Here is a 22,913-nt window from a genome sequence, read left to right on the forward strand (position 1 = left end):
GTACGGCATGGCGCACGCCCCCAGCACCCGGCACGCCTTCACCCTGGAAGTGGAGCTGGCTCCTCCGATCGACGTGGGCGAGACCCCGCACGGCCGGCGCCGGGTGATCCCCATCACCGGCGGCACGTTCAGCGGGCCGGACGCCCGCGGCCAGGTCCTGCCGGGCGGCGCCGACTGGAACCTCGTCCGCCCGGACGGTGTCACCCACCTGTGGGCGCGCTACACCCTGCGCACCGACGACGGTCACCACCTCATGGTCACCAACGAGGGCTGGGGCACCCGGGACGAGGCGTCCGTGCGACGGATCTCCGCGGGCGGCGGAGGTGAGCCGGACGGCTGGTACTGCCGCACCAACCCTCGCTTCGAGGTGGGTGAGGGGCCCTACGCGTGGATGAACCACACCCTCTTCATCGGCGACCTGCGTCCCCCGGTCGGCCTCGACCGCGTGACCATCGTCGTCCACCGCGTGACCTGACGCGTCAGAACCCGCTCCCGCAGGAGAAGTCGCGTCGAAAATATTGACGTGCCCCGGACAGGGCTCTACTTTCTGACCGCCTGACCGAACCACGTTCGAGATATCGGCCATGCGGAAGGTGCCGAGCCGCCGTTCCTTTCCCACGGTCCACGCGTCCTGCCGCCGTTCGCCCGTCCGCCGCCGTGAGCTCACCCGACCCGCACACACCCGGAGAGCCGATGAGCGCACCATCCCGCCCCCAGGCCATGCCGTCGCGCAGACTGTTCCTGGGCTCCGCCGCGGCCGGTTCCCTGGCCCTGGCCGCCGATCTGACGCTGGGGACCGGACCCGCCCACGCCGCCGACTCCGCCTACGTCATGGGCTACTTCACCGAATCGCCCCAGGGCGTCGGCACCGACTACGGCCTGCACCTCGCCGTCAGCACGGACTCCCTGAACTGGATGCCGCTGAACCAGAACAACCCCGTGGTCACCCCCACCGCCGGAGCCGGCGGCCTGCGCGACCCGTTCATCCTGCGCAAGCAGGACGGCACCTTCGTCGTGCTCGCCACCGACCTCAAGGGCACCGACTGGACCTACAACAGCCAGACCATCCACGTCTGGGACTCCACCGACCTGCGCACCTTCACCAACTACCGCCGCCCCCACCTGCACGACCTGGTCACCCACAGCTGGGCCCCGGAAGCCTTCTGGGACGCCTCCCGCGGCCAGTACGCCATCATCTACTCGTCCGTGAACTCCTCCGGCCACAACGTCCTCATGGTCAACCACACCACCGACTTCACGACCGTCTCCGCCCCCCAGGTGTTCTTCGACCCGGGCTACGACGTCATCGACGGCGACATGGCCGTCGGCGTGAACGGCGTCAACTACCTCTACTTCAAGAGCAGCAGCACCGGCGGCCTGGTCGGCGCCCGGTCCACCTCGCTGAACCCCGGCAGCTTCACGCCCTTCAGCACCTCGGTCGCCCACGGCGGCACCGAGGCACCCACCCTCGTGAAGTCCCTGACCACCGGCACCTGGTACCTCTGGGGAGACACCTACACCCCCAACGGCGTCTTCTACGCCTGGCAGAGCACCGACCTCGCCGCCGGCACCTGGACCCCGGTCGACCAGAAGCTCTACACCCACCCGGTCAACGCCAAGCACTGCACCATCGCCACCATCACCAGCACCCAGTACGCCGACCTCGTCACCCGCTGGGGCGCACCCACCTGGAACCGGCTCAAGTCGTACAACTACCCCGACCGCTACGTACGCCACGCCGACTTCACCGCACGGATCGACACCTACCCGTTCGACCCGTACACCGACTCCCAGTGGCGCCTCGTCCCCGGCCTGGCCGACACCTCGGGCATCTCCTTCCAGTCGGTCAACTACCCCACCCGCTACCTGCGCCACTACGACTACCAGCTCCGGCTGGACACCGACGACAGCACCACCACCTTCGCCCAGGACGCCACCTTCCACCGGGTCAACGGCCTGGCCGACGCCTCCTGGGCCTCCTTCCGCTCCCACAACCAGCCCACCCGCTACATCCGGCACTCCGCCTACGCACTGCGCATCGACCCGATCTCGACCACCACGGACCAGGCCGACGCCACCTTCTCGGTCGGCTACTGACGGAGTGCCGGGCAGCAGACGAACGGGTCACCGGGCGGCCGGTCCGCCGGGTGGCCCGTTCAGGTGCCGGGCCGGACGGCCGCCGGGATCAGTGAGGCGTGCTGGTGACTGCCGTCGGCCATCGTCCGACAGCCGTGCACGTGCCGGCCGTGGATGCGCGGGTCGTCGCCCGGCGGGACAGTGCGGTCCAGGCGCCGCACGTCAGCGGGGTGCGGACAGCGGTCTCGCCGTCACGCGCAGGCAGCCCTGTTCCGGGTCGGCCACGACCGCCGTGCCGAGCCCCTGGTACAGCCGGCGCCAAGCGCGCAGCCCGGTCCACAGCGCACGCTCCCAGTCGGCTGCCGCGAGGTGCGGAGCCGTACGGGTGTTCAGGTGGGCGGCCGCGGTGACCAGGTCGGGATCCAGCAGGTCCTCGACGTCCGTGCCGAGCCGGTCGAGGGCGAAGACGTGGGCGAGAGCGGCGGCGGCGTGCTCGGCGGACTCCTCGCGGGCGGTCGCCGGACGATCGGGCAGGAACACCCCGGGGCAGAGGCGCTGAAGGGTGGGTGACCAGCCGAGGCAGACCGCGTTGGCCAGGAAGAACACCGGGAGGTAGCGGTACCCCGGGACCGCCGCCGCGGTCTCCGTGCAGGGAGGGCCGAGCGGGCGCCCCGCGTGGCGCAGCTCGGTCACACGGTTGCCGGAGGGGTCCAGGGACTCGTGGAACTCGATGCGGTACATGGGGGCGGTGCTCCTCACCGAGGCCGCTCGACCGCTCGGCCGTCCGAACGGCCGGACATCGGCCGCCGACCGTTTTCCTGCGGAACGTCCGTATCGGATTTCTGAGGAACGTCCGTCTCGGATTCGTTCGTTCATGGCGCGTACCGTCCTGCGGCGTGCGCGGCGACGGCGGCCACCAGTTCCCGGTCATGGGCGAGGGCGGGGTCGAGGAAGTCCAGGACGCGGCGGGCGGCCTCGGGGAGCGGGCCCCGGGCGGCGGCCAGCGCGGTGTCCGCGGAGGCGTCCTTCACCGGGGCGCCCGCGCCCCGCAGGTGCAGCAGCCATGCCGCGATCACCTCGGTCGCGGCCCGCGGCATCCGGCCGTGGGCACGTTCGGCGCGCAGGGTCGGCAGGATGCGTACGGGGAGCTTCTGCGAGCCGTCGGCGGCGATCTGCGCCAGGGTGTGCCGTATCCGGGGGTTGGCGAAGCGCGCCAGCAGCGCCTCCTGGTAGGCGGCGAGATCGCGGGCGGGCAGCCGCAGGTGGGGGGAGGCCTCCGCCCACCACCGCGTGAGCCGGTCCCGGCACCGCGGGTCGGCGACCGCGTCGGCCACCGTGGTGTGCCCGAGCGCGGATCCGGCGTAGGCCAGCAGCGAATGGCCGCCGTTGAGCAGCCACAGCTTGCGCTCCTCGTAGCGGCTCACATCGGCCACGACCCGCGCGCCCGCGTCCTCCCAGGCGGGGCGGCCGGCCGGGAAGTCCCCGCCGAGCACCCACTCGGAGAAGGGCTCGGTGACCACCGGCGCGGCATCCGCGCGGCCGGTGGCGGCGCGCACCGCGGTGACGTCCTCGTCGGTGCTGCCGGGAGTGATCCGGTCGACCATCGTGGTCACGTACGCCGCGTGCTCCGCGGCGGCGACGAGTTCGGCCCGCCCGGTGGCCTCGGCCGTCTCCCGCACCACACGGCGGACCACGGCGCCGTTGCCCGGCAGGTTGTCGCAGGACACGACGGCGACGGGCCCGTGGCCGGCCGCTCGGCGCGCGGCCAGGCCGGCCAGCAACCGGGCGGCCGCGGTGACGACGGGGGCCCGCACGTCGCCGCGCAGCGCCGCGAGGTCGGCGGCGACGTCCGGCCGGCCGGTGTCGAGTCCCGGGTCGCCGCCGCCCGCTAGGGCGTACCCGGCCTCGGTGACGGTCAGGGTGACCACCGCGAGCGCGGGCCGCTCCCAGTACTCCAGCCAGGCGGTGTGGTCGCTTCCCGGATGCGCGGCCGTGAGCGAGCCGACCACCTCGCAGCGGTCCTCGCCGGTGTCGCGGGTCACCAGGGTGTAGAGGCCGTCCTGGGCGGCCAGCGCACGGGCGAGTTCCGGGCGGCGGCCGGAGAACGCCGCGATGCCCCACCGGGCGGCGTCCGACGCCCGGTCGGTGTACCAGGCCTGGTGCGCCCGGAAGAAGCCACCCAGCCCCAGGTGGAGGATGCGTACGGGGGCGGCCGGGCGGGTGCCGGGGCCGTGGGCGCGCGTCAGGGGTCGCGCGGGGGCGTCGGATGCCGGGATCACAGCTTGAACGCCTTTCGCGGGTTCACGGTCACCAGGTCGGCGGCGGTCTCGAACGCCTCGTCCTCCGCCAGCCGGTGTTCGGCGACGAGTTCGGCGAGGATTCCGCAGTCCAGCCGGCGGGACATGTCGTGGCGGGCGGGGATGGAGCAGAAGGCGCGTGTGTCGTCGACGAATCCGGAGGTGCGGGTGAAGCCGGCGGTCTCGGTGACCGCGCGCCGGAAGCGGCGGATCGCGTCCGGCGCGTCGAGGAACCACCACGGGGCACCCGCGTAGACGGACGGGTAGAAACCCGCCAGCGGGGCGATCTCCCGGGAGAGGACGCTCTCGTCGAGGGTGAAGAGCACGAGCTGGAAACCGGGATGGGTGCCGTACCGTTCCAGCAGCGGGCGCAGCGCCCTGGTGAACTCGGCCCGCACCGGGATGTCGTGCCCGGTGTCCGGGCCGTGGCGGTCGGACGTGGGGCTGTGGTGGTTGCGCCACACGTGCGGGTGCAAGGTCATCACCAGGCCGTCCTCGCAGGACATCCGCGCCATCTCCAGCAGCATGTGCCGGCGGAACGCCGTGGTCTGCGCCTCGTCCGCCTCGCCGGCCAGCGCCGCACGGAAGATGCGGGCGGCCTCCGCGGGCGGCAGTGGTTCGGCCCGCACGTCCAGGTGGCTGTGGTCGGCCGAGGTGGCGCCGTGCTCGACGAAGTGGCGGCGCCGCTCCTCGATCGCCCGCAGGTAGCCGTCGTACTCACCGGTGTCGATGTCGGCGGCCCGGCCCAGACGCGCCACCGCCCCGGCCCAGTCCGCGCGGGCCGGCTCCAGGTAGCGGTCGGGGCGGAAGGTCGGCACGACCCGGCCGTGCCAGCCGGGATCGGCGGCGAGCGCACGGTGCGCCGCGAGGTCGTCGCAGGGGTCGTCGGTGGTGGCCAGCACCTCGATGCCGAAGCGCTCGAACAGGGCCCGGGGCCGGAAGGCGTCGTCGGCCAGCCGGTCGGCGATCCGGTCGTAGATCCGGTCCGCGCTGTCCGGGCCCGGACGCTCGGTGACACCGAAGATCTCGGCCAGCTCCGACTCGAGCCAGTACCGGACCGGGGTGCCGCGGAAGACGGCCCAGTGCTCGCACAGCCCGCGCCACACGGCCCGCGCCTCCGGCTCCGCCAGCGGCCCGCGGCCCACGCCCAGCTCCGTCAGGGGCACACCGGCGGCGTGCAGCAGCCGTGTCACGTAGTGGTCCGGGGTGATCAGCAGGCTCGCCGGGTCGCTGAACGGTGTGTCGTCGGCGAGCAGGCGCGCGTCGACGTGACCGTGCGGGGAGAGGATCGGCAGCTCACGCACGCTCTCGTAGAGCCGGCGGGCGAGTGCGCGGACTCCCGGATCGGCCGGCAGCAGGCGGTCGGGAGACAGCGGGGAAGAGGCGGTGGGAGCTGGCATGCGGTGAAGTGTGAGTCGGCCCGACAGCACGCAGCAATCGGTTGCCATGAGTTGTCCCGCGTGTTTGCGGCCCGCCCGCCGGCCGTGGTCGTCTTGCCGCCATGACGACCCGCCTCACGCAGAACTCCGACACATCCGGCGCCCGGTCCGCGGCCCTGATCGGGGGCCCGGGCGAGGTCCTGGCCGAGGAACGGCTGGCGCGGTTTGTCCGCGAGCGGCTCGCCGGAGAGGACCTGGACGGCCGCAGCGTCTGCCTGGTGGTGCCCGACGCCACCCGCAGCTGCCCGCTGCCCCTGCTGCTCTCCAGCGTCCACGCCGCCCTCGAGGGGCGGGTGAGCCGGCTGACCGTGCTCATCGCCCTCGGCACGCACGCCCCCATGGGGGAACGGGAACTGGCGGCCCACCTCGGTTACCCGGAGGGCGGCCTGGACCGCGTCTATCCGGGCATGACCGTGATCAACCACCGCTGGTGGGAGCCCGACACCTTCGTGTCGGTGGGCACGGTCCCCGCCTCCCGGGTCGCGGAGCTGTCCGGCGGTCTGCTGCGGCGGCGGGTCGACGTGCGGCTGAACCGGGCGGTGGTCGAGCACGACGTCGCCCTGGTCGTCGGGCCGGTGTTCCCGCACGAGGTGGTGGGCTTCTCCGGCGGAAACAAGTACTTCTTCCCCGGAGTGGCCGGCGCCGAGATCATCGACGTGTCGCACTGGCTGGGGGCGCTCATCACCAGTTCCGAGATCATCGGCACCCTGGGCGTCACGCCCGTGCGGGCGCTGATCGACGAGGCCGCGGCGATGGTCCCGAGCCGGCGGCTGGCCCTGTGCGTCGTCGCCGCGTCCGGTTCGGGCGCACTGCACGCCGCCGCGTTCGGGATCCCCGAGAGCGCGTGGGCCGCGGCGGCCGAGGTCTCCGCCGAGACCCATGTGCGCCACCTCGACGCGCCCGTGCGGCGGGTGCTGTCCCTGATCCCGGCCAAGTACGACGACATCTGGACCGCGGCCAAGGGCTTCTACAAGCTGGAACCGGTGGTCGCCGACGGCGGCGAGGTGATCCTGTACGCCCCGCACATCCGCCGGATCTCCGAGATGCACCCGGAGATCGAACAGGTGGGTTACCACTGCCGTGACTACTTCACCCGGCAGTGGGACCGCTTCAAGGACCTGCACTGGGGCGTGCTCGCCCACTCCACCCACCTGCGGGGGGCGGGGACGTACGACGAGGAGCACGGGGAGCGCTGCCGGGTGACCGTCACCCTGGCCACCGGCATCCCCGAGGACGTCGTCCGCGCGGCGAACCTCGGCCACCTGGACCCGGCCGAGGTGGACGTCGAGGCGTTCGCCGCCGATCCGGACACGCTGGTGGTGCCCGAGGCCGGAGAGGTGCTGTACCGGCTGCGTCCGCCCGCTCAAGGCGGCGGGCGGCCCGGGCCGGGCCGGGGCCGCTGAGATGCGGACGGCATGGCTCGACGTCTCCGCGGGCGTCGCGGGCGACATGCTGCTGGGCGCCCTGGTCGACGCCGGCGCCTCACTGGACGCGGTACGGACCGCGGTGGACGCGGTGGTCCCGGGCACCGTCCGGCTGACGCGCGAGCAGGTGACGCGCGCCGGGATGCGCGCCACGCGGGTGGTGGTCTCCCCGCTCGCCGCGGACCAGCCGCACCGCACCTGGGCCACCGTCCGCGCGCTGCTCGACCGGGCGTCACCGGCTCTCCCGGAGCGGGCGCGGGAGCGTGCCTCGGCCGTGTTCACCCGGCTGGCCGAGGCCGAGGCCCGCGTGCACGGGATCGCACCGGACGACGTCCACTTCCACGAGGTCGGCGCCTGGGACTCCATCGCCGACGTGGTCGGCGTCTGCGCCGCGCTGCACCGGCTCGGCGTGGAACGCGTCACGGCGAGCCCCCTCGCGGTGGGCGCCGGTACGGTGCGGACCGCCCACGGCGAGCTTCCCGTGCCGGTGCCCGCCGTGGTGGAACTCGCCACCGGCTGGCGGATCCACGCCGGAGGCCGGGGCGAGCTGGCCACGCCCACCGGAGCGGCCCTGGTCACCGCGCTGGCCGAGGAGTGCTCGGACGTGCCGTCGATACGTCTGGAGGCCACCGGCGTGGGCGCGGGCAGCCGGGACACCCCGCAGCGGCCGAACGTGGTGCGCGTGCTCCTCGGCACCCCCGCCGCGGCGGACGGCGACACCGGCGGCCCCGCGGACGCCGTTCTCCTGGAGGCCAACGTGGACGACCTCGACCCCCGTCTGTGGCCGGGGGCGCTGTCGGCACTGCTGGCGGCGGGCGCCTCGGACGCGTGGCTTGTGCCGGTGCTCATGAAGAAGGGGCGGCCGGCGCACACGCTGTGCGTGCTCGCGCCGCCCGCGCGGGCGGACGTCCTGCGCGAGACGGTGTTCCACCAGACGAGCACCCTCGGCGTGCGCGAACACCGGGTGCGCAAGACGGCCCTGGACCGTGGCTGGGTCGACGTGGACGTGCTGGGCGGCCGGCTGCCCGTCAAGGTCGGTCATCGCGGCGGGACGATCGTGCAGGCCACGCCCGAGTTCGAGGACGCGGCCCGCCTCGCCGCCGACCGGGAGCTGCCGGTGCGGGTGGTGCTCGACGCCGCCGTCGCGGCCGCCGCCGCCCGCGGCCTGGCCCCGGGCGCGCCGCTGCCGCAAGACATCGGGCGCCGCGAAACCCCTGGCAGCATCGCCGAATGAACCGCCGCCCGCCTCGGCGGCGCTCGCGTGCGGGCAGCGTCAAGGCGGGCGGTGCGGACGGACGGCGCCGAGGCGGGCGGTGCGGACGGAGCGGCATGGGGCCGTCCGTCCGCTGCTCCGACCTCCCGTACGGACGGTGGCCGGAGCAGCGGCGGGCGACGGTGAGGTCCGGTGCGCGGGCCGCAACCGCGTCGGTGGCGGCCGCGTCGACAACCACCACGGACGGTCGAGGCAGCCCAACGGGTGCGCCGCTCCCGTCAACACCCCCAGCCCCGACCACCGTGAACGCCCCCGGCTGTGGGTGCCCACGGCGGCCCGCCACCCCCTCGCCCCGGACTCCCCCAGCCACCCGCCACCCCCAGCACCCGGACTCCCCCAGCCACCCGCCACCCTCCGGGCGCGGATTCCCGGGGCGGCCCGTCGCCCGACGGCTCCCGTGCTTCACACGGGTGAGGGCGCCGCGATCTGTGCCGCCAGGTGGCCCGCCCCGTAGCCGTTGTCGATGTTGACCACGGCCACTCCCGGAGAGCAGGAGTTGAGCATCGACAGCAGCGGCGCCAGTCCGCCCAGTGCCGCGCCGTACCCGACGGAGGTGGGCACCGCCACCACCGGGGCCGCGACCAGGCCCGCCACCACGCTGGGCAGCGCGCCGTCCATCCCGGCGGCCACGACCACGACCCGGGCGTCACGGAGCAGGTCGAGGTGGGCCAGGACGCGGTGCAGGCCGGCCACTCCCACGTCGACCACGAGCTCGCACGGCCTGCCCAGGTGGCGGGCGGTCAGCTCCGCCTCACGGGCCACCGGCAGATCGGAGGTACCGGCCGCCAGCACCACGACGCGTCCGCCGGACGGCGCCGGCGGCCGGGGAGGCCAGGCGAGCAGCCGCGCTTCCGGTTCGTGGTGGGCGTCCGGCAGCTCGGCCAGGACGGCGGCGGCGTGGTCCGCCTCCGCGCGGGTGAACAGAGTGGCCGCGCCGCGGGCCCGCACCGCCGCCGCGATGGCCCCCACCTGGTGGGGCGTCTTGCCCTCGCAGTACACCGCTTCCGGGTAGCCGCGCCGCAGCGCCCGGTCGTGGTCCAGCCGGGCGAAGGCCTCCAGCTCCGCCGGCGGCGTCCAGTCGTCAGCCATGGGACACCTCCACCAGCGGCAGGGTGAAGGCGCCGGACCGGATGCCCGCCAGGTCCACCGCCACCGTTCCGAAGCCCGCACCGCGCACCGCGGCGAGCAGTTCCTCGCGCAGCGGACCGGCTGCGGCCCGGGCGATCTCGTCGACCGGCAGCTCGATCCTGGCGGTCTCGCCGTGATGACGTACGCGGCAGTCGCTGAAGCCGAGTCGGCGCAGCGCGCGCTCGGCCCGCTCGATCTGGGCCAGCTTCCGCGGCGACACCTCCTGGTGGTGCGGGATGCGGGAGGCCAGGCAGGGCGCGGCGGGCTTGTCGGCGCACGGCAGCCGCAGGGCACGGGCGATCCGCCGGACGGCGGCCTTGTCCAGTCCCGCGTCGGCGAGCGGCCGCAGCACGTGGTGCAGGACGGCGGCGCGGCTGCCCGGCCGGTCGGGTCGGCGGACGTCGTCGGCGTTCTCGCCGTAGGCGACGGCGGTCAGCGCATGGGCCTCGGCGACCTCGTCGGAGATACGGGTGAACAGTTCGTTCTTGCAGTGGAAGCAGCGGTCGGGGCCGTTGGCCCGGTAGGCCGGCAGTTCTCCCTCGTGGGTGGCGACCTCCACCACGTCGGCGCCGATGTGGGCGGCGACCCGGTGGGCGGCGGAGCGCTCGTCGGCGGGCAGGCTGGGTGAGACGCCCAGCACGGCGACCACCCGGTCGGCGCCCAGCCTGCGTACCGCGAGCGCCAGCAGCACCGAGGAGTCCACTCCTCCGGAGAAGGCCACCCCCAGTCTGCCCGCGGCGGGCAGCAGCGCGCCGACCCGGTCGGCTGCCCGGGCGTCGGCTCCCGTCAGGAGTCCGGTTTCCTCGACTGTCATGCGTGCTTCTTTCCTGTCCGTGGGGGGGTTCGATATCCGTGGGGGGGGACGTGCGGGACTCCCCGTGCGTCCGTTAGGGCACGTGCGGTGACTCCCCGTGCATCGGTGGAGGATGTGCGGGATTCCCCGTGCTTCCGTGAGGGGTGAACGGGATTCCCCGTGCCGGGGCGTTGTCCGCGGGCGGGACCGCCCCGGCGGTGGCGCCCCGGCGGTGGCGCCCCGCACGGCGCACGGTGGCGCCCCGCCGGGGCGCCACCGCTTTCGCGCCGTCGCCGTCGGCGGCGTCAGGCCGGTCCGGGCTCGTCCGTGCGCCGCGCGCGCCGTTCCTCGCCGGCCTTGCGCTCGGCCAGTTCCGCGACGATGTCGTGGAAACGGGCGTCGGTCAGCGGGTAGAACCGCATCGCCACCGCGGCCAGCAGCGCGCAGAGCGCGGGCAGCAGGCCGGCCGCCATGCGGATCGAGGTCAAGGCCTCGTCGCTCTGCACCGTGGCCGACCCGACGTATCCGCCGAAGGCGAGGACGTATCCCAACGCCGCACCTCCCAGCGCCTGGCCGATCTTGCGGGTGAAGGAGAAGACGGAGTAGGCCGCGCCCTCCGTGCGGACGCCGGTGCGCCACTGTCCGTACTCGACGGTGTCCGCCTCGAACGTCATCGTGAGCGTGTTCATCGTGTTCAGGCCCAGGCTCATGACGAGCCAGGCGAGCACGGGGACGACCACCGGATCCGCCGGCACCAGCAGCACCCCGAGCCCGCCGCCGACGCCCAGCACGGCGCCCCACCCGAACAGGGTCTTCTTGCCGAACCGGCGGACCAGCCTCGGCGCCAGCGGCACGATCACGAACAGCGTGGACGCGCTGCTCAGGTTCAGCACCACGTAGAGGCCGGAGTCGCCGAGCACGTCACGCGCGTAGTAGGCCCCGATGCCCAGCTGGGCCGCGTACCCCGTGAGGAAGACCAGCGTGGCGGCCGACAGCAGGAGCAGCGGCCGGTTGCCCCGGAGCATGGTGAGGGTCTGCCGCAGGGTCACGCGCTCCGGCGCGGCCCGGGCGCTCTCGCGGGCCGTGAAGAAGGTCATCAGGTAGAACATCACGCCGATGGGCACGAAGGTCCAGGTCAGCGTGGTGAACGTGCCCTGGAGGTCGCCGCCCTCCAGTTGCGGGGCGACCAGAGCCCCCAGGGCGATGATGATGACCACGGCACCCACGCCGCGGGCCGCCGACAGCCGGGTCCGCTGGTCGGGAAGCTGGGTCATCGCCGTGGCCAGCGCCCCGTAGGGGATGTTGACCAGGCTGTAGGCCAGGCCGATCAGCCCGTAGGTGACGTAGGCGTACAGCAGTTGCAGACCGGAGGAGACGTCGGGGACGTGGAACAGCGCGACGTTGAGCAGCAGCAGGGGGACGCAGCCGAACAGGATGAACGGGCGGAACTTGCCCCAGCGGGTGCGCACCCGGTCCACCAGGCGTCCGGCGATCAGGTCCGCGACCGCGTCCCAGGCCCGGATCACCAGGAACATCGTGCCCACCGCCGCCGGGCTCAGCCCGACCACGTCGGTGTAGTAGAGCAGCAGGAACATCGCGGAGAACTGGAAGGCGACGTTGTTGCCGGCGTCGCCCGCGCCGTACCCGAGGACCTGGAGCCGGCTGAGCCGGGCCGCCGGCGCCGTGGCCTTCGCGCCGGCCGGCGCTTTCGTGCGGGCTGCCATCTCAGACATCGTTCCTCCAGCGGCGGCGGACGGAGAACGCGGCGCTCTTCGGGCGCCGGTCGCGGGTGAACAGGCCCTTCTTGTTGCCGTCGACCCGGCTGACGGCGGGGCGGGTGGCGAAGTCGGCGAAGTTCCAGATGTGTTCGCCGACCACGGCGTCGACCCGGTCGAACACCCGGTGGTACATGTCGAGGAACCGCTCCTGGTACTCCTCGGACCACGGCAGGTCGACCACGCTGTGCAGGCCGGACAGCGTGTCGACGCCGTACTCGGTGACGATGACCGGCTTGCCGTGCAGACGGTCCCAGTCCCTCAGCTCGGCCTCCAGGGCCGCCTCGGCGGCCTCCAGGTCGCCGGTGTGGACGTACCAGCCGTAGTACCGGTTGATCATGACGACGTCGGCCAGCTCCGAGAGGAGGCACTGGCTCGCGGTGTCGTGCATGACGTTGGCGAAGCCCACCGGACGGGTCGGGTCCAGCTTGCGCGCCTCCGCGAACAGGGGGGCGAAGTAGTCCCGGGCGGCGGGTACGGCCGACTCCGGCTCGTTGGCGATGCTCCACAGCACCACGCTCGGGTGGTTGCGGTCCCGTGTGATCAGTTCCCGGACGGCCTGGAGGTGGGTGCGCCGGGTGTCCTGCCCGATGGTCTCCTCCGTGTAGGTGGTTCCCGCCGGACCCGCCCCCGCCATGGCCGCCAGCTTGAGGTTCATGCCGACGGCCGCCGTCTCGTCGATGACCACGACGCCGTGCCGGTCGGCGTAGTCCAGGACCTCCTCGGCGTAGGGGTAGTGGGCGGTGCGGAAGGAGTTGGCGCCGATCCACTCCATCAGCTCGAAGTCGTGGACCATGAGCGCGTCGTCGTGGCCCTTGCCGCGCACCGGCGCGTCCTCGTGCTTGCCGAAGCCCTTGAAGTAGAACGGCTCACCGTTGATCAGGAACTCGGTGCCGCGCACCTCGACCGTCCGTACGCCGACCGGCAGGAGGTAGCTGTCGGCCACCCGCCCGTCGTCGTCGAGCAGCTGGGCCTCGCACTCGTAGAGGTACCCGTCGCCCGGCGCCCAGGGGTGGACGTCGGGCACCCGCAGCAGGCCCTCGGCGCCCTCCGCGGAGGCGACTTCGGCGCCGTCCGCGTCGCGGAGCACGACCCGCGCCCGGGCGGGCTCGTCGGCCCGGTACTCCACGGTGTAGCGCACCGTGCCCGTGGTGCCCTCCAGCCCGGTCTCGACCACGATGTCGCTGATCCGCGCCAGGGGTGTGGTGTAGAGCCAGACGGAACGGTGCAGGCCGGAGTAGTTGAAGAAGTCGTGGAAGTAGTGCTGGCGGCGTCCCCGCGGCGTCTGCTCCACCCGACCGGGCGGTACGGACGCCCAGGTGAGCTCGTTGTTGACGACCACGGTCACCCGCGCCTGGGCGCCGGCCACCACATGCTCGGTGATGTCCGCCTCGAACGGCGTGTAGCCGCCCTCGTGCTCGGCGACCGGGGAGTCGTTCACCCACACGGCGGCGCGGTGGGTGGCGGCGTCGAACCGCAGGACGATCCGCTGCCCCGACCAGCCGGCCGGGATGCGCACCGTCGTCTGGTACCAGGCGTCACCGACGTGGTCGCGCACGGTGAGGTCCGGCACGATGTCGTTGTAGCTGGCGGGCACCGGCATCTCACGGGCCTCGGACAGCCCGGAACGCCACCAGCCCGCGCCGCGCCCGACGCCTTCCGGATCGAGGCGGAAGGCCCACAGACCGTTGAGAGACCTGCGTTCTCGCGTGGAGGTGTCCCGGGGACGAAGCATGCGGGCTCCTTGGGTACGCGGCGACGATGCCGACGTTTCGAGGTGGATACCGGGACATTAAGCTGGTGCGAAATCTCCCTGGCAAGCGGTTGCCACCTGTTGTCGCCAGGCGGAGCATCGACCCAGCGGAGGCGGAGGGGCATGGCACGCACGGCACGGGACCCGGAGGTGCCAGGTACGCGAGAGCCCGAGATATCGGGTCCGCAGGAACCTGAGGTGTCGGGTCCGCAGGAACCTGAGGTGTCCGGTCCGCGAGAACCTGAGGTGTCCGGTCCGCGAGAGCCTGAGGTGTCGAGGACAGGAGACCCGGAGGAGTCAGCGACGCCAGACCCGGAGGTGTCGGCGAAGGACGACGCCAAGGAGTCCGCGAAAGGCGACGGCGAGGAGTCCGCGCAGGGTGACGGCGAGGGCCGGACCTGGACGCGCCCGCCGACGATCTACGACGTCGCCCGGGCCGCGGGCGTCGCGGCCTCCACGGTCTCCCGGGCCTTCTCCCGCCCCGGCCGGGTCAACGCCGAGACGGCGGACCGGATCCGCGCCGTCGCGGCCGAGATGGGCTACCGCACCAACTATCTGGCCCGGGCGCTGCCCACCGGCCGCACCTCGATGCTGGCACTGGTGACCTCCGACGTCACCAACCCCTTCCACGCCGAGATCATCCGCGGCGCCGAAGTCGCGGCCGCCGAGGCGGACTACACGATCCTGCTCATCGACGCCCAGGAGGACGACCGGATCGAGCGCAAGAACATCGAGCGAGCCCTGCCCAGCGTCGAGGGCATCGTGCTGGCCAGCACCCGGATGTCGGACTCGGCGATCCGGATGATCGCCAAACAGCGGCCCACGGTCGTCCTCAACCGGGACATCACCGACGTGTCGAGCATCGTCACCGACAATCTGCACGGCGCGCGGCTGGCGGTGGACCACCTGGCCGGGCTCGGGCACCGGACGGTGGTGTACGCCGCGGGCCCGGAGTCCTCATGGGTGGACGGGATGCGCTGGCGCGGTCTGCGGGAGGCGGCGGGCGCAGGGCTGCGGATGCAGCGCGTGGGGCCCGTTCCGCCGACGATCGCCGGGGGCGGGCAGGCGGCCGCGGACGTCGTCCGCAGTGCGGCCACCGCGGTCGTCGCCTACAACGACCAGGTCGCCATCGGCCTGATGCGACGGCTCCAGGCATCCGGTGTGCGCATCCCGGAGGACCTCAGCGTCGTCGGCTTCGACGACATCTTCGTCGCGGATCTGGTGCAGCCGGGGCTGACCACGGTGGCGGCACCGCTGCGCGCCGAGGGCCACATCGCGGTGCGTACGGTGCTCTCCCTGGCGAACGGTCCGGCCTGCCGCCCCGATCAGCCCAGGACGCTGCCCGTCAAACTGGTCACCCGCGACTCGACGGCCCAGCGCCGTGCGACACGGCGGAACACTTGAGGTCCGTGTGCGGCACCTGCCGAACGCGGCCGGGGAACGATGAATCCGAGAATTGTCACGGCTTGAGAAGTGGACCCCGTCATCACCGGCGCTTCTCAGCACGGGGCGACCGCGCCGCGGGACGGCGGCCGGCTCGCAGCCCGTGCGCATACGCGGGAATTCCGGAACAGCTCGGTATGTCTTTCACCGGGCAACATGTGAAAGCACAACCGAGCGGCCGCCATCGCGGAGGACTCGCCGGCCGGTGAGGGGCGTGGCTGACGTATCGTCACCGATGACCTGCGCAGGAACGGCAATGGAGTTGCCGCGCGATGAGGACGCGAGGAAACTGAAAAAGGGAGGGCAATTTTCCCCAGGCGGCGGGTCCTGGGCCGTGTCGGCACCGGCCATGGACTCCGCGCCGGCATGGAAGAGGCAATGCGATGTCGCGGCAGTACTACCAACGAGGCCGTCTCGTCGAGGCGGAAGAAATCGATGACGTGGTCGCGGTCAAGATGGGACCGGACACCTCCGCCGAATCCGCCTCCGCGTTGGAGTCGGAACTGGGCGGCAGCGCCCGTGGTGACATACGCGAGGCCGGCGTCGACGACGAGACGACCGAGGCCTTCGCCCGCGCGAGCTGGGTGTTCGTCAGACCGAGCCGGCAGACCCTGGAGGCGTTCACCGCCGGCGGGGAGATTCCCGGGGCCGAGGCGACCGGCAAGGTCATCCGGCGGCCCAACGGCAGGATCGGCATCGCGACCGACGCGTTGACCGTCCGGCTCGACCCGGCCCTCTCGCAGGAGGACGCCGAGCGTGAACTCGAAGCGGCCGGCCTGGCCGTCGTCGACAAGCTCGGTTTCGCGACGAACCTGTACGAGGTGCGCGCCCCGGCGTCGCAGGACGCCCTGACGGCCTCGGTCGAGCTCCACGGCAACGACCTCTTCCTCTTCGCCGAACCGTCGTTCGTCGAGCACGTGCCCGCCCGGTTCAGGCCCACCGGCGCCCGCTACCCGCAGCAGTGGCAGTGGCGGAACACCGGTGCCGACGGCGGCACTCCGGACGCCGACGTCCACATCGAGCCGGCCTGGGACCGCACCTTCGGAACCGGCATCCGGGTCGCCGTCATCGACAACGGCTTCGACGCCGACCACCCGGACCTCGCCGCCGGAGTGGATCCCCTGTCGGGTTTCTTCACCGGCGGTGCGGGCGGATCGGTCTTCGTCCGGGGCACCTCGGGAATGCCCGACAGCGATCACGGCACGTTCTGCGCCGGGATGATCGGCGCCCGACTCGGCAACGGGGCGGGCGGTACGGGGGCGGCCCCCGAGTGCAACTTGATGCTGGTGGCCTGCCTGCCGGACCAGGTCGGTACGCAGACGACGCTGGCCCGCGCCGTGGCGTACGCGGCGGTCCCCTCGACCGAGGCGCCCGAGGCGGGCGCCGACGGCGGGGCGGACATCCTGGCCTGCAGCCTCGGACCGAACGGCGCCGACTGGGACCTGACCAGCGCGATGGACCTCGCTCTGGAGTTCGCCGCCACGAACGGCCGGCAGGGCAAGGGGCTGGCGGTCTTCTGGGCGGCGAGCAACGGCAGGAACGTCGACGTCGCCAAGGACGAAGTGGTCTCCCACCCGGATGTGATCGCCGTGGTGCGGTCGACCAACAAGGACCGGGAGGACAACGCGGCACGCGGCCCGGACGTCGAACTGATCGCCCCCGGCGTCAACGTCCTCAGCACCACGTCCGGGGGCGGCTACGGAACCAGCACCGGCACCAGCTTCGCCGCCCCCTGCGCGGCCGGGTGCGCGGCACTGGCCCTGTCCATGAGCCCCCGCCTCACGCGCGACCAGCTGCGTGAGGTGATGCACGAGTCGGCCGACAAGATCGGAGGGCCGGAGGTCCAGTACGACGCGGCCGGCCACAACGACGACTACGGCTTCGGCCGGGTGAACGCCTCCGAGGCCGTCGCGCTCGCCGACGGGATGCGGCCATGAGCGAGGAACCCGCGGTCTTCCGCTGCCATGTCGTCGCCGAGGACGCCGAAACGCTCAGGAAGTTCGTCCACGAGACGCAGCCCGATGTCGGCTGCCGTGCCGTCGCGCGCGGCGGCCGGGCGGGCGTCGGACTGGACCTCTACTTCCGCCAGGACCAGCTCGACCGGGCCAGAGGGGCCCGGTCGGCACCGCTGGTGGACATCACCGCGATCGAGGACGTCACGGAGAACTGGCGCGCCCGGAAGGAAGAGATCGGCGACGGTGACCGCTTCGCCGACCGGGACGCCGTCCCGCACGGTCTCGGCCGGAAGGAGTGACCGTGTATCTCAACGTGGCCGAGATCGAATCGGCGATCACCAGTCTGGGAAGCGCGTACCCCGGTGCGGCGGAGGTCGTCACCGCACCCCACACCACGCACGAGGGCCGGACGACACAGCTGTTGCGGGTCGGGGCGCGGCAGAACGGCGAGGCGCCCGGCATCCTGCTGCTGGGCGGGGTGCACGCCCGGGAATGGGTGCCGCCGGACGCGCTGGTCTCGCTGGCCGCGGACCTGCTGGAGGCACACGACTCGGGCACCGGACTCGGCTACGGGTCGTCGTCGTTCACGGCGGCCCAGGTCGCGCAAGTGGTGGAGAACCTCGATCTGTTCTTCTTCCCCTGTGTCAACCCCGACGGCCGGGCCTTCAGCCAGAGCACGTCCCCGATGTGGCGGAAGAACCGCCGGCCGGCGCCCGCCGGGTCCACGGGTCCGTCGTGCGTGGGGGTGGACCTCAACCGGAACTTCGACTTCCTCTGGGATCACAGGGCGAAGTTCGCTCCCGACGCGGACGTCCACACCTCCGACAGCCCCTGCGATCCGCAGGTCTACCGGGGGCCCGCCGCCGCGTCGGAGCCGGAGACCCGCAACGTGGTCTGGGCGCTCGACCACCACCCGCGGATCCGGTGGATGGTCGACGTCCACAGCGCGGTCCCGGTGATCCTGCACAACTGGGGCTCCGACCAGAACCAGTCCACCACCCCGACCGACAACTTCCGCAACCCCGCCCTCGACGCGGTGCGAGGACGCCCGGACGACGGCATCGGCGAGTTCATCCCCGAAGGGGACCTGAGCATCGCGGTCGAGCTGGCCGGCCGGATGAACGACGCGGCACGAGCGGTACGTGATGTCGACTACGGCGTGGAGGCGGCGTACGGGCTGTACCCGACCTCGGGGACGAGCGACGACTACGCGTACTGCCGGCACCTCGTCGACCCGGCCGCCACGAAGGTGTTCGGCTACACGATCGAGTGCGGAGAAACGTTCCAGCCGGTGTTCGGCGAGGCCGAACAGGTCATCCGCGAAGTCTCGGCGGCGCTGCTGGCCCTCGCGCTCGCCGCTCCCGACGTCACGGACGGCCGGGTGGAGCGGTCGCAGGACCGCGGGACCGCTCCCGGGCGCGTGGCAGGCACCGCTCTCGCACACGACATGTGAACGGCCCGGCCACCGAGCCGTCCGTCGACGGCGGCTGTCGACGCAGCCGCCGCCGGACGCGGCCCGGGCCGTCGGCGTGCCCCCCCGTACGCCGCCTCCTGGGCGAAAGGACAACCCCGTCATGGCCACCGACTCCAAGAAGAAGACGACGCCGGCGAAGACCACCGCGCCGGCCCGGAACACGGCGTTCACCGAGGAGGAACTGATCGCCTCGCTGCGGCGCTACATCCGCACCCGTGGACCCGAACTGCTGGAGGACCCGAACATCACCTCCGTGGGCATCGGCCACAAGGTCACCGCGGGCCGGCGCGGCCGGCAGGTCGCGCTCCAGTTCACGGTGGGCAGCAAGGTCGAGCCGGAGGCGCTGGAGGGCCTGGACACCGCGCCGATCCCCGAGACGGTCACGGTGGACGGTGTCGAGGTGCCCACCGACGTCATCGAGCGCAGCTACCGGCCGCAGTTCCGCACCGTCGCGGAGGTGGAGAGTCCGGCGCGCAAGACGCGCCTGGACCCGATCGCGCCCGGGGTGAGCGTCGGGGCGGTGACGGTCTCGGCGGGCACGATCGGCTGCATCGTGTTCGACCGGGCCGACGGCACCCCCTACGTGCTCAGCAACTGGCATGTGCTGCAAGGCCCCCGCGGCGACCTGGGCGTGGAGGTCGTCCAGCCCGGCCGGCACGACGACAACCGCGTCCGCCGCAACCGCCTGGGCGTGCTGAAGAGGTCCCACCTGGGTGTGGCGGGCGACTGCGCGATCGCCGGCATCGAGGACCGCGCCTTCGTCCAGGAGATCCTGGAGCTGGGCGTGGCGCCCACCGAGCTCGGCGAGCCCGAACTCGACGACAAGGTCGTCAAGAGTGCGCGGACCACCGGCGTCACCTACGGCATCGTCCGCCGCATCGACATCGTCGCCAAGCTCGACTACGGCGGGCAGGTCGGCGTCAAGACCATCGGATGCTTCGAGATAGGCCCCGACCCCGACCGCCTGCCCGACGACGGGGAGATCAGCAGCGGCGGCGACTCCGGTGGGGTGTGGCTGTTCGAGGAGGACGGCAGCCCGGGCGCGGTCATGGCCGGGCTGCACTTCGGCGGTGAGGCCTCGGGCGAGGCGGACGAGCACGCCCTGGCCTGCCTGCCGGCCTCGGTGTTCGAGAAACTCGGGATCAGCCTGGCACCGCCGGCCCCGGAGGACGTCCGGACCCTCGCCGGGTACGACCCCGGCTTCCTCGGCGAGCCGATCGACGTACCGGAGCTGGACCCGGACCTCGCCCGGGACGCGGTCCGCCTCGACGGTTCCGAGGTCATCCCCTACACGCACTTCTCGCTCGCCCTGAGCGAGCGGCGGCGGTTCCCCTTCTGGGTGGGCTGGAACATCGACGGTGGCACCCTGAAGAAGCTCAACCGCACCGGCATACCGTTCGTCAAGGACGCGCGGCTGCCCGCCACGGCGCAGGTGGGCAACGAGCTGTACGAGAACAACCGGCTCGACCGCGGGCACGTCGCCCGCCGCGCCGATCTGCTGTGGGGCAGCCTGCCGGAAGCCGGGAAGGCCAACAAGGACTCCTTCTTCTACACCAACATCACCCCCCAGATGGACGACTTCAACCAGAGCGCCAAGGACGGGGTGTGGGGCCGGCTGGAGGACGCCGTCTTCGAGGACACGGACGTCGACGACCTCAAGGTCAGCGTGTTCGGCGGGCCGGTCTTCCAGGACGACGACCGGACCTTCCGCGGGGTGCGGCTCCCCCGCGAGTTCTGGAAGGTCATCGTCTTCACCGAACACGGCGAGCTGAAGGCCAGGGGTTTCCTCCTCACCCAGAACCTCGACCAGCTCGAGTCGCTCGAACTGGACGAGTTCCGCGTCTTCCAGGTCACCCTCGGCGAACTCCAGAACCGCACCCGGCTCGGCTTCCCGGCCGTCCTGCACAAGGGCGACTCGTCGCACGTCCCGGAATCCGTCGCCGACCGGACCCCGTTGGAGAGCCCGGCCGACATCCGGTGGGACTGACCGCCGGACGCGGGAGCACTCCTGAGCACCCGCCCAGGGCGACCGGCCCGGGCGGGTGGTCAGTGGAGCTGTTCCGTCGTGCTGGCCACCAGCTGGCCGGCCTCGAAGCCGTCGACGCGGGCTGCCCGGGCGGCCGCCGCGCCGGGCACCGTCACGTCGGCCTGGCCGTCGCTGAGATCGACCGACGCGCCCGGTCGCTGGTCGACGTAGACGTCCACGCGGTCGATGTTCGTCGCCTTCACCTTGATCCTCAAGGAGCCGTCGACGGACACGGCGTCCGTGACGGACACGGCGTGCGGCTTGCGCTCCTGAAGCAGCCGGCCCGCCTGGTCGAAGAGATCGGCGTTGTCCTCCAGGAGGTCCCTGCGGGTCATCCGGTGCAGCTCGTCGGGAACGACGCCCAGGTCCTCCACCGGGGTTCCGGACAGGGCACCGACCCGGAGGGTGCGGCGGACGGACACGCGCATGCCTGCTCCCTTCGGCAGCGGAACGTACGGCGTCGCCCGGTCCTCGGCGAGGAGGGCGGAGAGCAGCTCGTGCGTCCAGACGTTGGCACCGCCGGCGCCGGTGTTCTCGTCGGTGCCGAGCACGGGGCCGATCCGGTGGTCCTGGAAACCGGCGGCGAAGATGTCGGTGGCCGAGTAGCAGCGGGCGTTGGTGATGAGGACCACCGGCCCGAAGTACTGCTGCCCGATGGCGTTGGCACCGTCCTCGGGGGTGATCGGGAAGGCGCTGGAGAACGTCGCGCCGATCTCGACGGCCTGCTCCATGGAGGGGACCCAGGCGCCCAGGTCGATGCCGGAGGAGGCGTCCTGGTGCTGACGGCAGATGCGCAGGTTGAGCGGGGTGTTGATGAACTGCACCGGCTCGGGGGCGATCCGGCGGGGGGTGAGGACCTGGAGGGCGAACTCGGCGGCGTGGATGTGGCCGCCGCCGTTGTCCCGGACGTCCACGATGAGCCCGTTCTGCGGCAGCTGTCCGATGAGGCGGACGAACTCCCGGACGAAGGCGACCGGGTCGGTCACGTTGAACGTGAAGACACGGATGTGGCCGAACCGCCCGGAGGACGTCTCCACGGTCCGGGCCGTGAACACCGTGGGCATCGACGTGGCGATCTCGCCCGGGCGCAGCCCGGGCGCCTGCTCGTCGGCCTGGACGGCCCGTTCCTGGGCGACGACCCGGGGGGCGAACAGCAGCACCTTCGCGCGGCCGGTCTCGTCCGCGTCGAGGTCCAGGCCCTGGGCGAGCGCGGCGGTGCTGATCGCGTCCGCGTCCACCATGGGGGGCAGGTTCTCCACGATCCGCCAGTTCTCGCGCAGCTCACGCTGCGTGCCGCTGTCGTCGGTGTAGCTGACGGTCACCCATTCCTCGAAGGGGGGCAGGTGGATGCGCAGCGGCCGCACGGTCAGGGACTGGACGCCCCGGCTGCGCCGGGCGGGGGTGTTGCTGCCGGCGAACCGGGCCGCGTTCAGGTCGACGGCCGCCGAGACGGGGATGCCGCTCCAGTGGGTGATCTCGACGCCGGGCCGGAAGCCGTCGGCGTCGAAGCCCTGGGCCACGTGGGTGACCATGAAGTGGGTGGTGCCCTGCGCGTCCGTGTACGGCTCGACGAGGAACGGCAGGAAGGCGATCTTGCCTGCGAAGGGGGCGGGGAGCAGGTAGTTGGTGTGCAGGTCCCTGACCGAGTGGAAGATCTCCGACACCTCGGCGTGGAAGAGCCACTCCGCGGGCATGGTCGCCTGGGTCTGCCGCTCCAGGCGCCGGCGCAGCACGCGCAGGCGCTGGACCGGGTTCACGGCGTGCATCGCGGTCTTGAGCGGCAGGTGGACGTAGTTCTGGTCCAGCAGGACGAGTGCCTGATCGACGATGAGACGGCGCTCCTCCAGCGTGAGCGTGCCCGCGCCGTCGAGGAAGCTGCGCAACGGTGTCGAGGTGGCCAGGTGGGCGCGGACCGGTTCCGCCGCCTGCTGGATGAACGCGGGTGTCGTGTCGTCAGCCGGGTCCGTCATGGTGTTCCTCGAAGGTGGGGGCCGGGGGTCCCACCTTCGGGCCGTCGGCGGCCCGGACGAGGGCCGTACACGACGTTTTCGCCTGAT

At 72.5% G+C, this 22,913-nt stretch carries 17 protein-coding genes; 9 read left to right on the forward strand and 8 right to left on the reverse strand.

Going from position 1 to position 22,913, the window contains the following annotated elements:
• Window positions 1-7 precede the first annotated feature (7 nt).
• Both ACFYWQ_RS14200 and ACFYWQ_RS14205 read left to right on the forward strand, forming a co-directional pair.
• Complete coding sequence (locus ACFYWQ_RS14200) at window positions 8-475, forward strand: DUF3237 domain-containing protein (RefSeq protein ID WP_389516157.1); 468 nt, start codon at window positions 8-10, stop codon at window positions 473-475.
• A gap of 218 nt (window positions 476-693) precedes the next feature.
• Complete coding sequence (locus tag ACFYWQ_RS14205; protein WP_389516159.1) at window positions 694-2,097, forward strand: glycoside hydrolase family 43 protein; 1,404 nt, start codon at window positions 694-696, stop codon at window positions 2,095-2,097.
• A 201-nt stretch (window positions 2,098-2,298) separates the two neighbouring features.
• On the opposite strand, the gene ACFYWQ_RS14210 is transcribed toward ACFYWQ_RS14205, so the two are convergent.
• From ACFYWQ_RS14210 to uxaC, 3 genes are all read right to left on the reverse strand, one after another.
• Window positions 2,299-2,817 carry a hypothetical protein gene (locus ACFYWQ_RS14210; protein WP_389516161.1) on the reverse strand — a complete coding sequence of 173 codons (519 nt, stop codon included), beginning with the start codon at window positions 2,815-2,817 and terminating at the stop codon, window positions 2,299-2,301.
• A gap of 131 nt (window positions 2,818-2,948) precedes the next feature.
• Window positions 2,949-4,355, reverse strand: coding sequence for a mannitol dehydrogenase family protein (locus ACFYWQ_RS14215; protein ID WP_389516163.1), 1,407 nt, complete (start codon window positions 4,353-4,355; stop codon window positions 2,949-2,951).
• Window positions 4,352-5,773 carry a glucuronate isomerase gene (uxaC, locus tag ACFYWQ_RS14220; protein ID WP_389516165.1) on the reverse strand — a complete coding sequence of 474 codons (1,422 nt, stop codon included), beginning with the start codon at window positions 5,771-5,773 and terminating at the stop codon, window positions 4,352-4,354. The genes ACFYWQ_RS14215 and uxaC overlap by 4 nt, the downstream gene beginning before the upstream one ends.
• Window positions 5,774-5,874: 101 nt before the next feature.
• On the opposite strand from uxaC, the gene ACFYWQ_RS14225 reads away from it, so the two are divergent.
• Window positions 5,875-7,215 carry a lactate racemase domain-containing protein gene (locus ACFYWQ_RS14225; RefSeq protein ID WP_389516167.1) on the forward strand — a complete coding sequence of 447 codons (1,341 nt, stop codon included), beginning with the start codon at window positions 5,875-5,877 and terminating at the stop codon, window positions 7,213-7,215.
• Window position 7,216: 1 nt separating this feature from the next.
• On the forward strand, window positions 7,217-8,470 hold the full coding sequence (gene larC / locus ACFYWQ_RS14230; RefSeq protein ID WP_389516169.1) for a nickel pincer cofactor biosynthesis protein LarC: 1,254 nt from the start codon (window positions 7,217-7,219) through the stop codon (window positions 8,468-8,470).
• Window positions 8,471-8,911: 441 nt separating this feature from the next.
• Here larC and larB read toward each other — a convergent pair whose 3' ends face one another.
• The 4 genes from larB to uidA all read right to left on the reverse strand — a co-directional run bounded on the left by larB (window position 8,912) and on the right by uidA (window position 13,940).
• Window positions 8,912-9,598, reverse strand: coding sequence for a nickel pincer cofactor biosynthesis protein LarB (larB, locus tag ACFYWQ_RS14235; protein WP_389516171.1), 687 nt, complete (start codon window positions 9,596-9,598; stop codon window positions 8,912-8,914).
• Window positions 9,591-10,451, reverse strand: a complete 861-nt coding sequence (gene larE / locus ACFYWQ_RS14240; RefSeq protein ID WP_389516173.1) for an ATP-dependent sacrificial sulfur transferase LarE — start codon at window positions 10,449-10,451, stop codon at window positions 9,591-9,593. The genes larB and larE overlap by 8 nt, the downstream gene beginning before the upstream one ends.
• A 284-nt stretch (window positions 10,452-10,735) precedes the next feature.
• Window positions 10,736-12,154 (reverse strand): glycoside-pentoside-hexuronide (GPH):cation symporter, encoded by a 1,419-nt coding sequence (locus tag ACFYWQ_RS14245; RefSeq protein WP_389516175.1) that lies wholly within the window; start codon window positions 12,152-12,154, stop codon window positions 10,736-10,738.
• Window position 12,155: 1 nt separating this feature from the next.
• Window positions 12,156-13,940, reverse strand: coding sequence for a beta-glucuronidase (gene uidA, locus ACFYWQ_RS14250; RefSeq protein ID WP_389516177.1), 1,785 nt, complete (start codon window positions 13,938-13,940; stop codon window positions 12,156-12,158).
• A gap of 288 nt (window positions 13,941-14,228) precedes the next feature.
• Between uidA and ACFYWQ_RS14255 the strand changes: the two genes are divergently transcribed.
• The 5 genes from ACFYWQ_RS14255 to ACFYWQ_RS14275 all read left to right on the forward strand — a co-directional run bounded on the left by ACFYWQ_RS14255 (window position 14,229) and on the right by ACFYWQ_RS14275 (window position 20,817).
• Window positions 14,229-15,362, forward strand: a complete 1,134-nt coding sequence (locus ACFYWQ_RS14255) for a LacI family DNA-binding transcriptional regulator (RefSeq protein WP_389516179.1) — start codon at window positions 14,229-14,231, stop codon at window positions 15,360-15,362.
• 422 nt (window positions 15,363-15,784) lie between these two features.
• Window positions 15,785-17,338 (forward strand): S8 family serine peptidase, encoded by a 1,554-nt coding sequence (locus ACFYWQ_RS14260; protein ID WP_389516181.1) that lies wholly within the window; start codon window positions 15,785-15,787, stop codon window positions 17,336-17,338.
• Window positions 17,335-17,655 carry a hypothetical protein gene (locus ACFYWQ_RS14265; protein WP_389516183.1) on the forward strand — a complete coding sequence of 107 codons (321 nt, stop codon included), beginning with the start codon at window positions 17,335-17,337 and terminating at the stop codon, window positions 17,653-17,655. Before ACFYWQ_RS14260 ends, ACFYWQ_RS14265 begins: the two co-directional genes overlap by 4 nt.
• Window positions 17,656-17,657: 2 nt before the next feature.
• On the forward strand, window positions 17,658-18,809 hold the full coding sequence (locus tag ACFYWQ_RS14270) for a M14 family metallopeptidase (RefSeq protein WP_389516185.1): 1,152 nt from the start codon (window positions 17,658-17,660) through the stop codon (window positions 18,807-18,809).
• A gap of 121 nt (window positions 18,810-18,930) precedes the next feature.
• The gene (locus tag ACFYWQ_RS14275; RefSeq protein WP_389516187.1) at window positions 18,931-20,817 is read left to right on the forward strand and encodes a DNA/RNA non-specific endonuclease; all 1,887 of its coding nucleotides are present in this window, start codon (window positions 18,931-18,933) and stop codon (window positions 20,815-20,817) included.
• A 59-nt stretch (window positions 20,818-20,876) separates the two neighbouring features.
• Here ACFYWQ_RS14275 and ACFYWQ_RS14280 read toward each other — a convergent pair whose 3' ends face one another.
• Window positions 20,877-22,826 (reverse strand): S41 family peptidase, encoded by a 1,950-nt coding sequence (locus ACFYWQ_RS14280; RefSeq protein ID WP_389516189.1) that lies wholly within the window; start codon window positions 22,824-22,826, stop codon window positions 20,877-20,879.
• Window positions 22,827-22,913 lie beyond the last annotated feature (87 nt).

Origin of the sequence: Streptomyces sp. NPDC003247 (genome assembly GCF_042888135.1) — a bacterium.
In the GTDB taxonomy this organism is placed as follows: Bacteria; Actinomycetota; Actinomycetes; order Streptomycetales; family Streptomycetaceae; genus Streptomyces.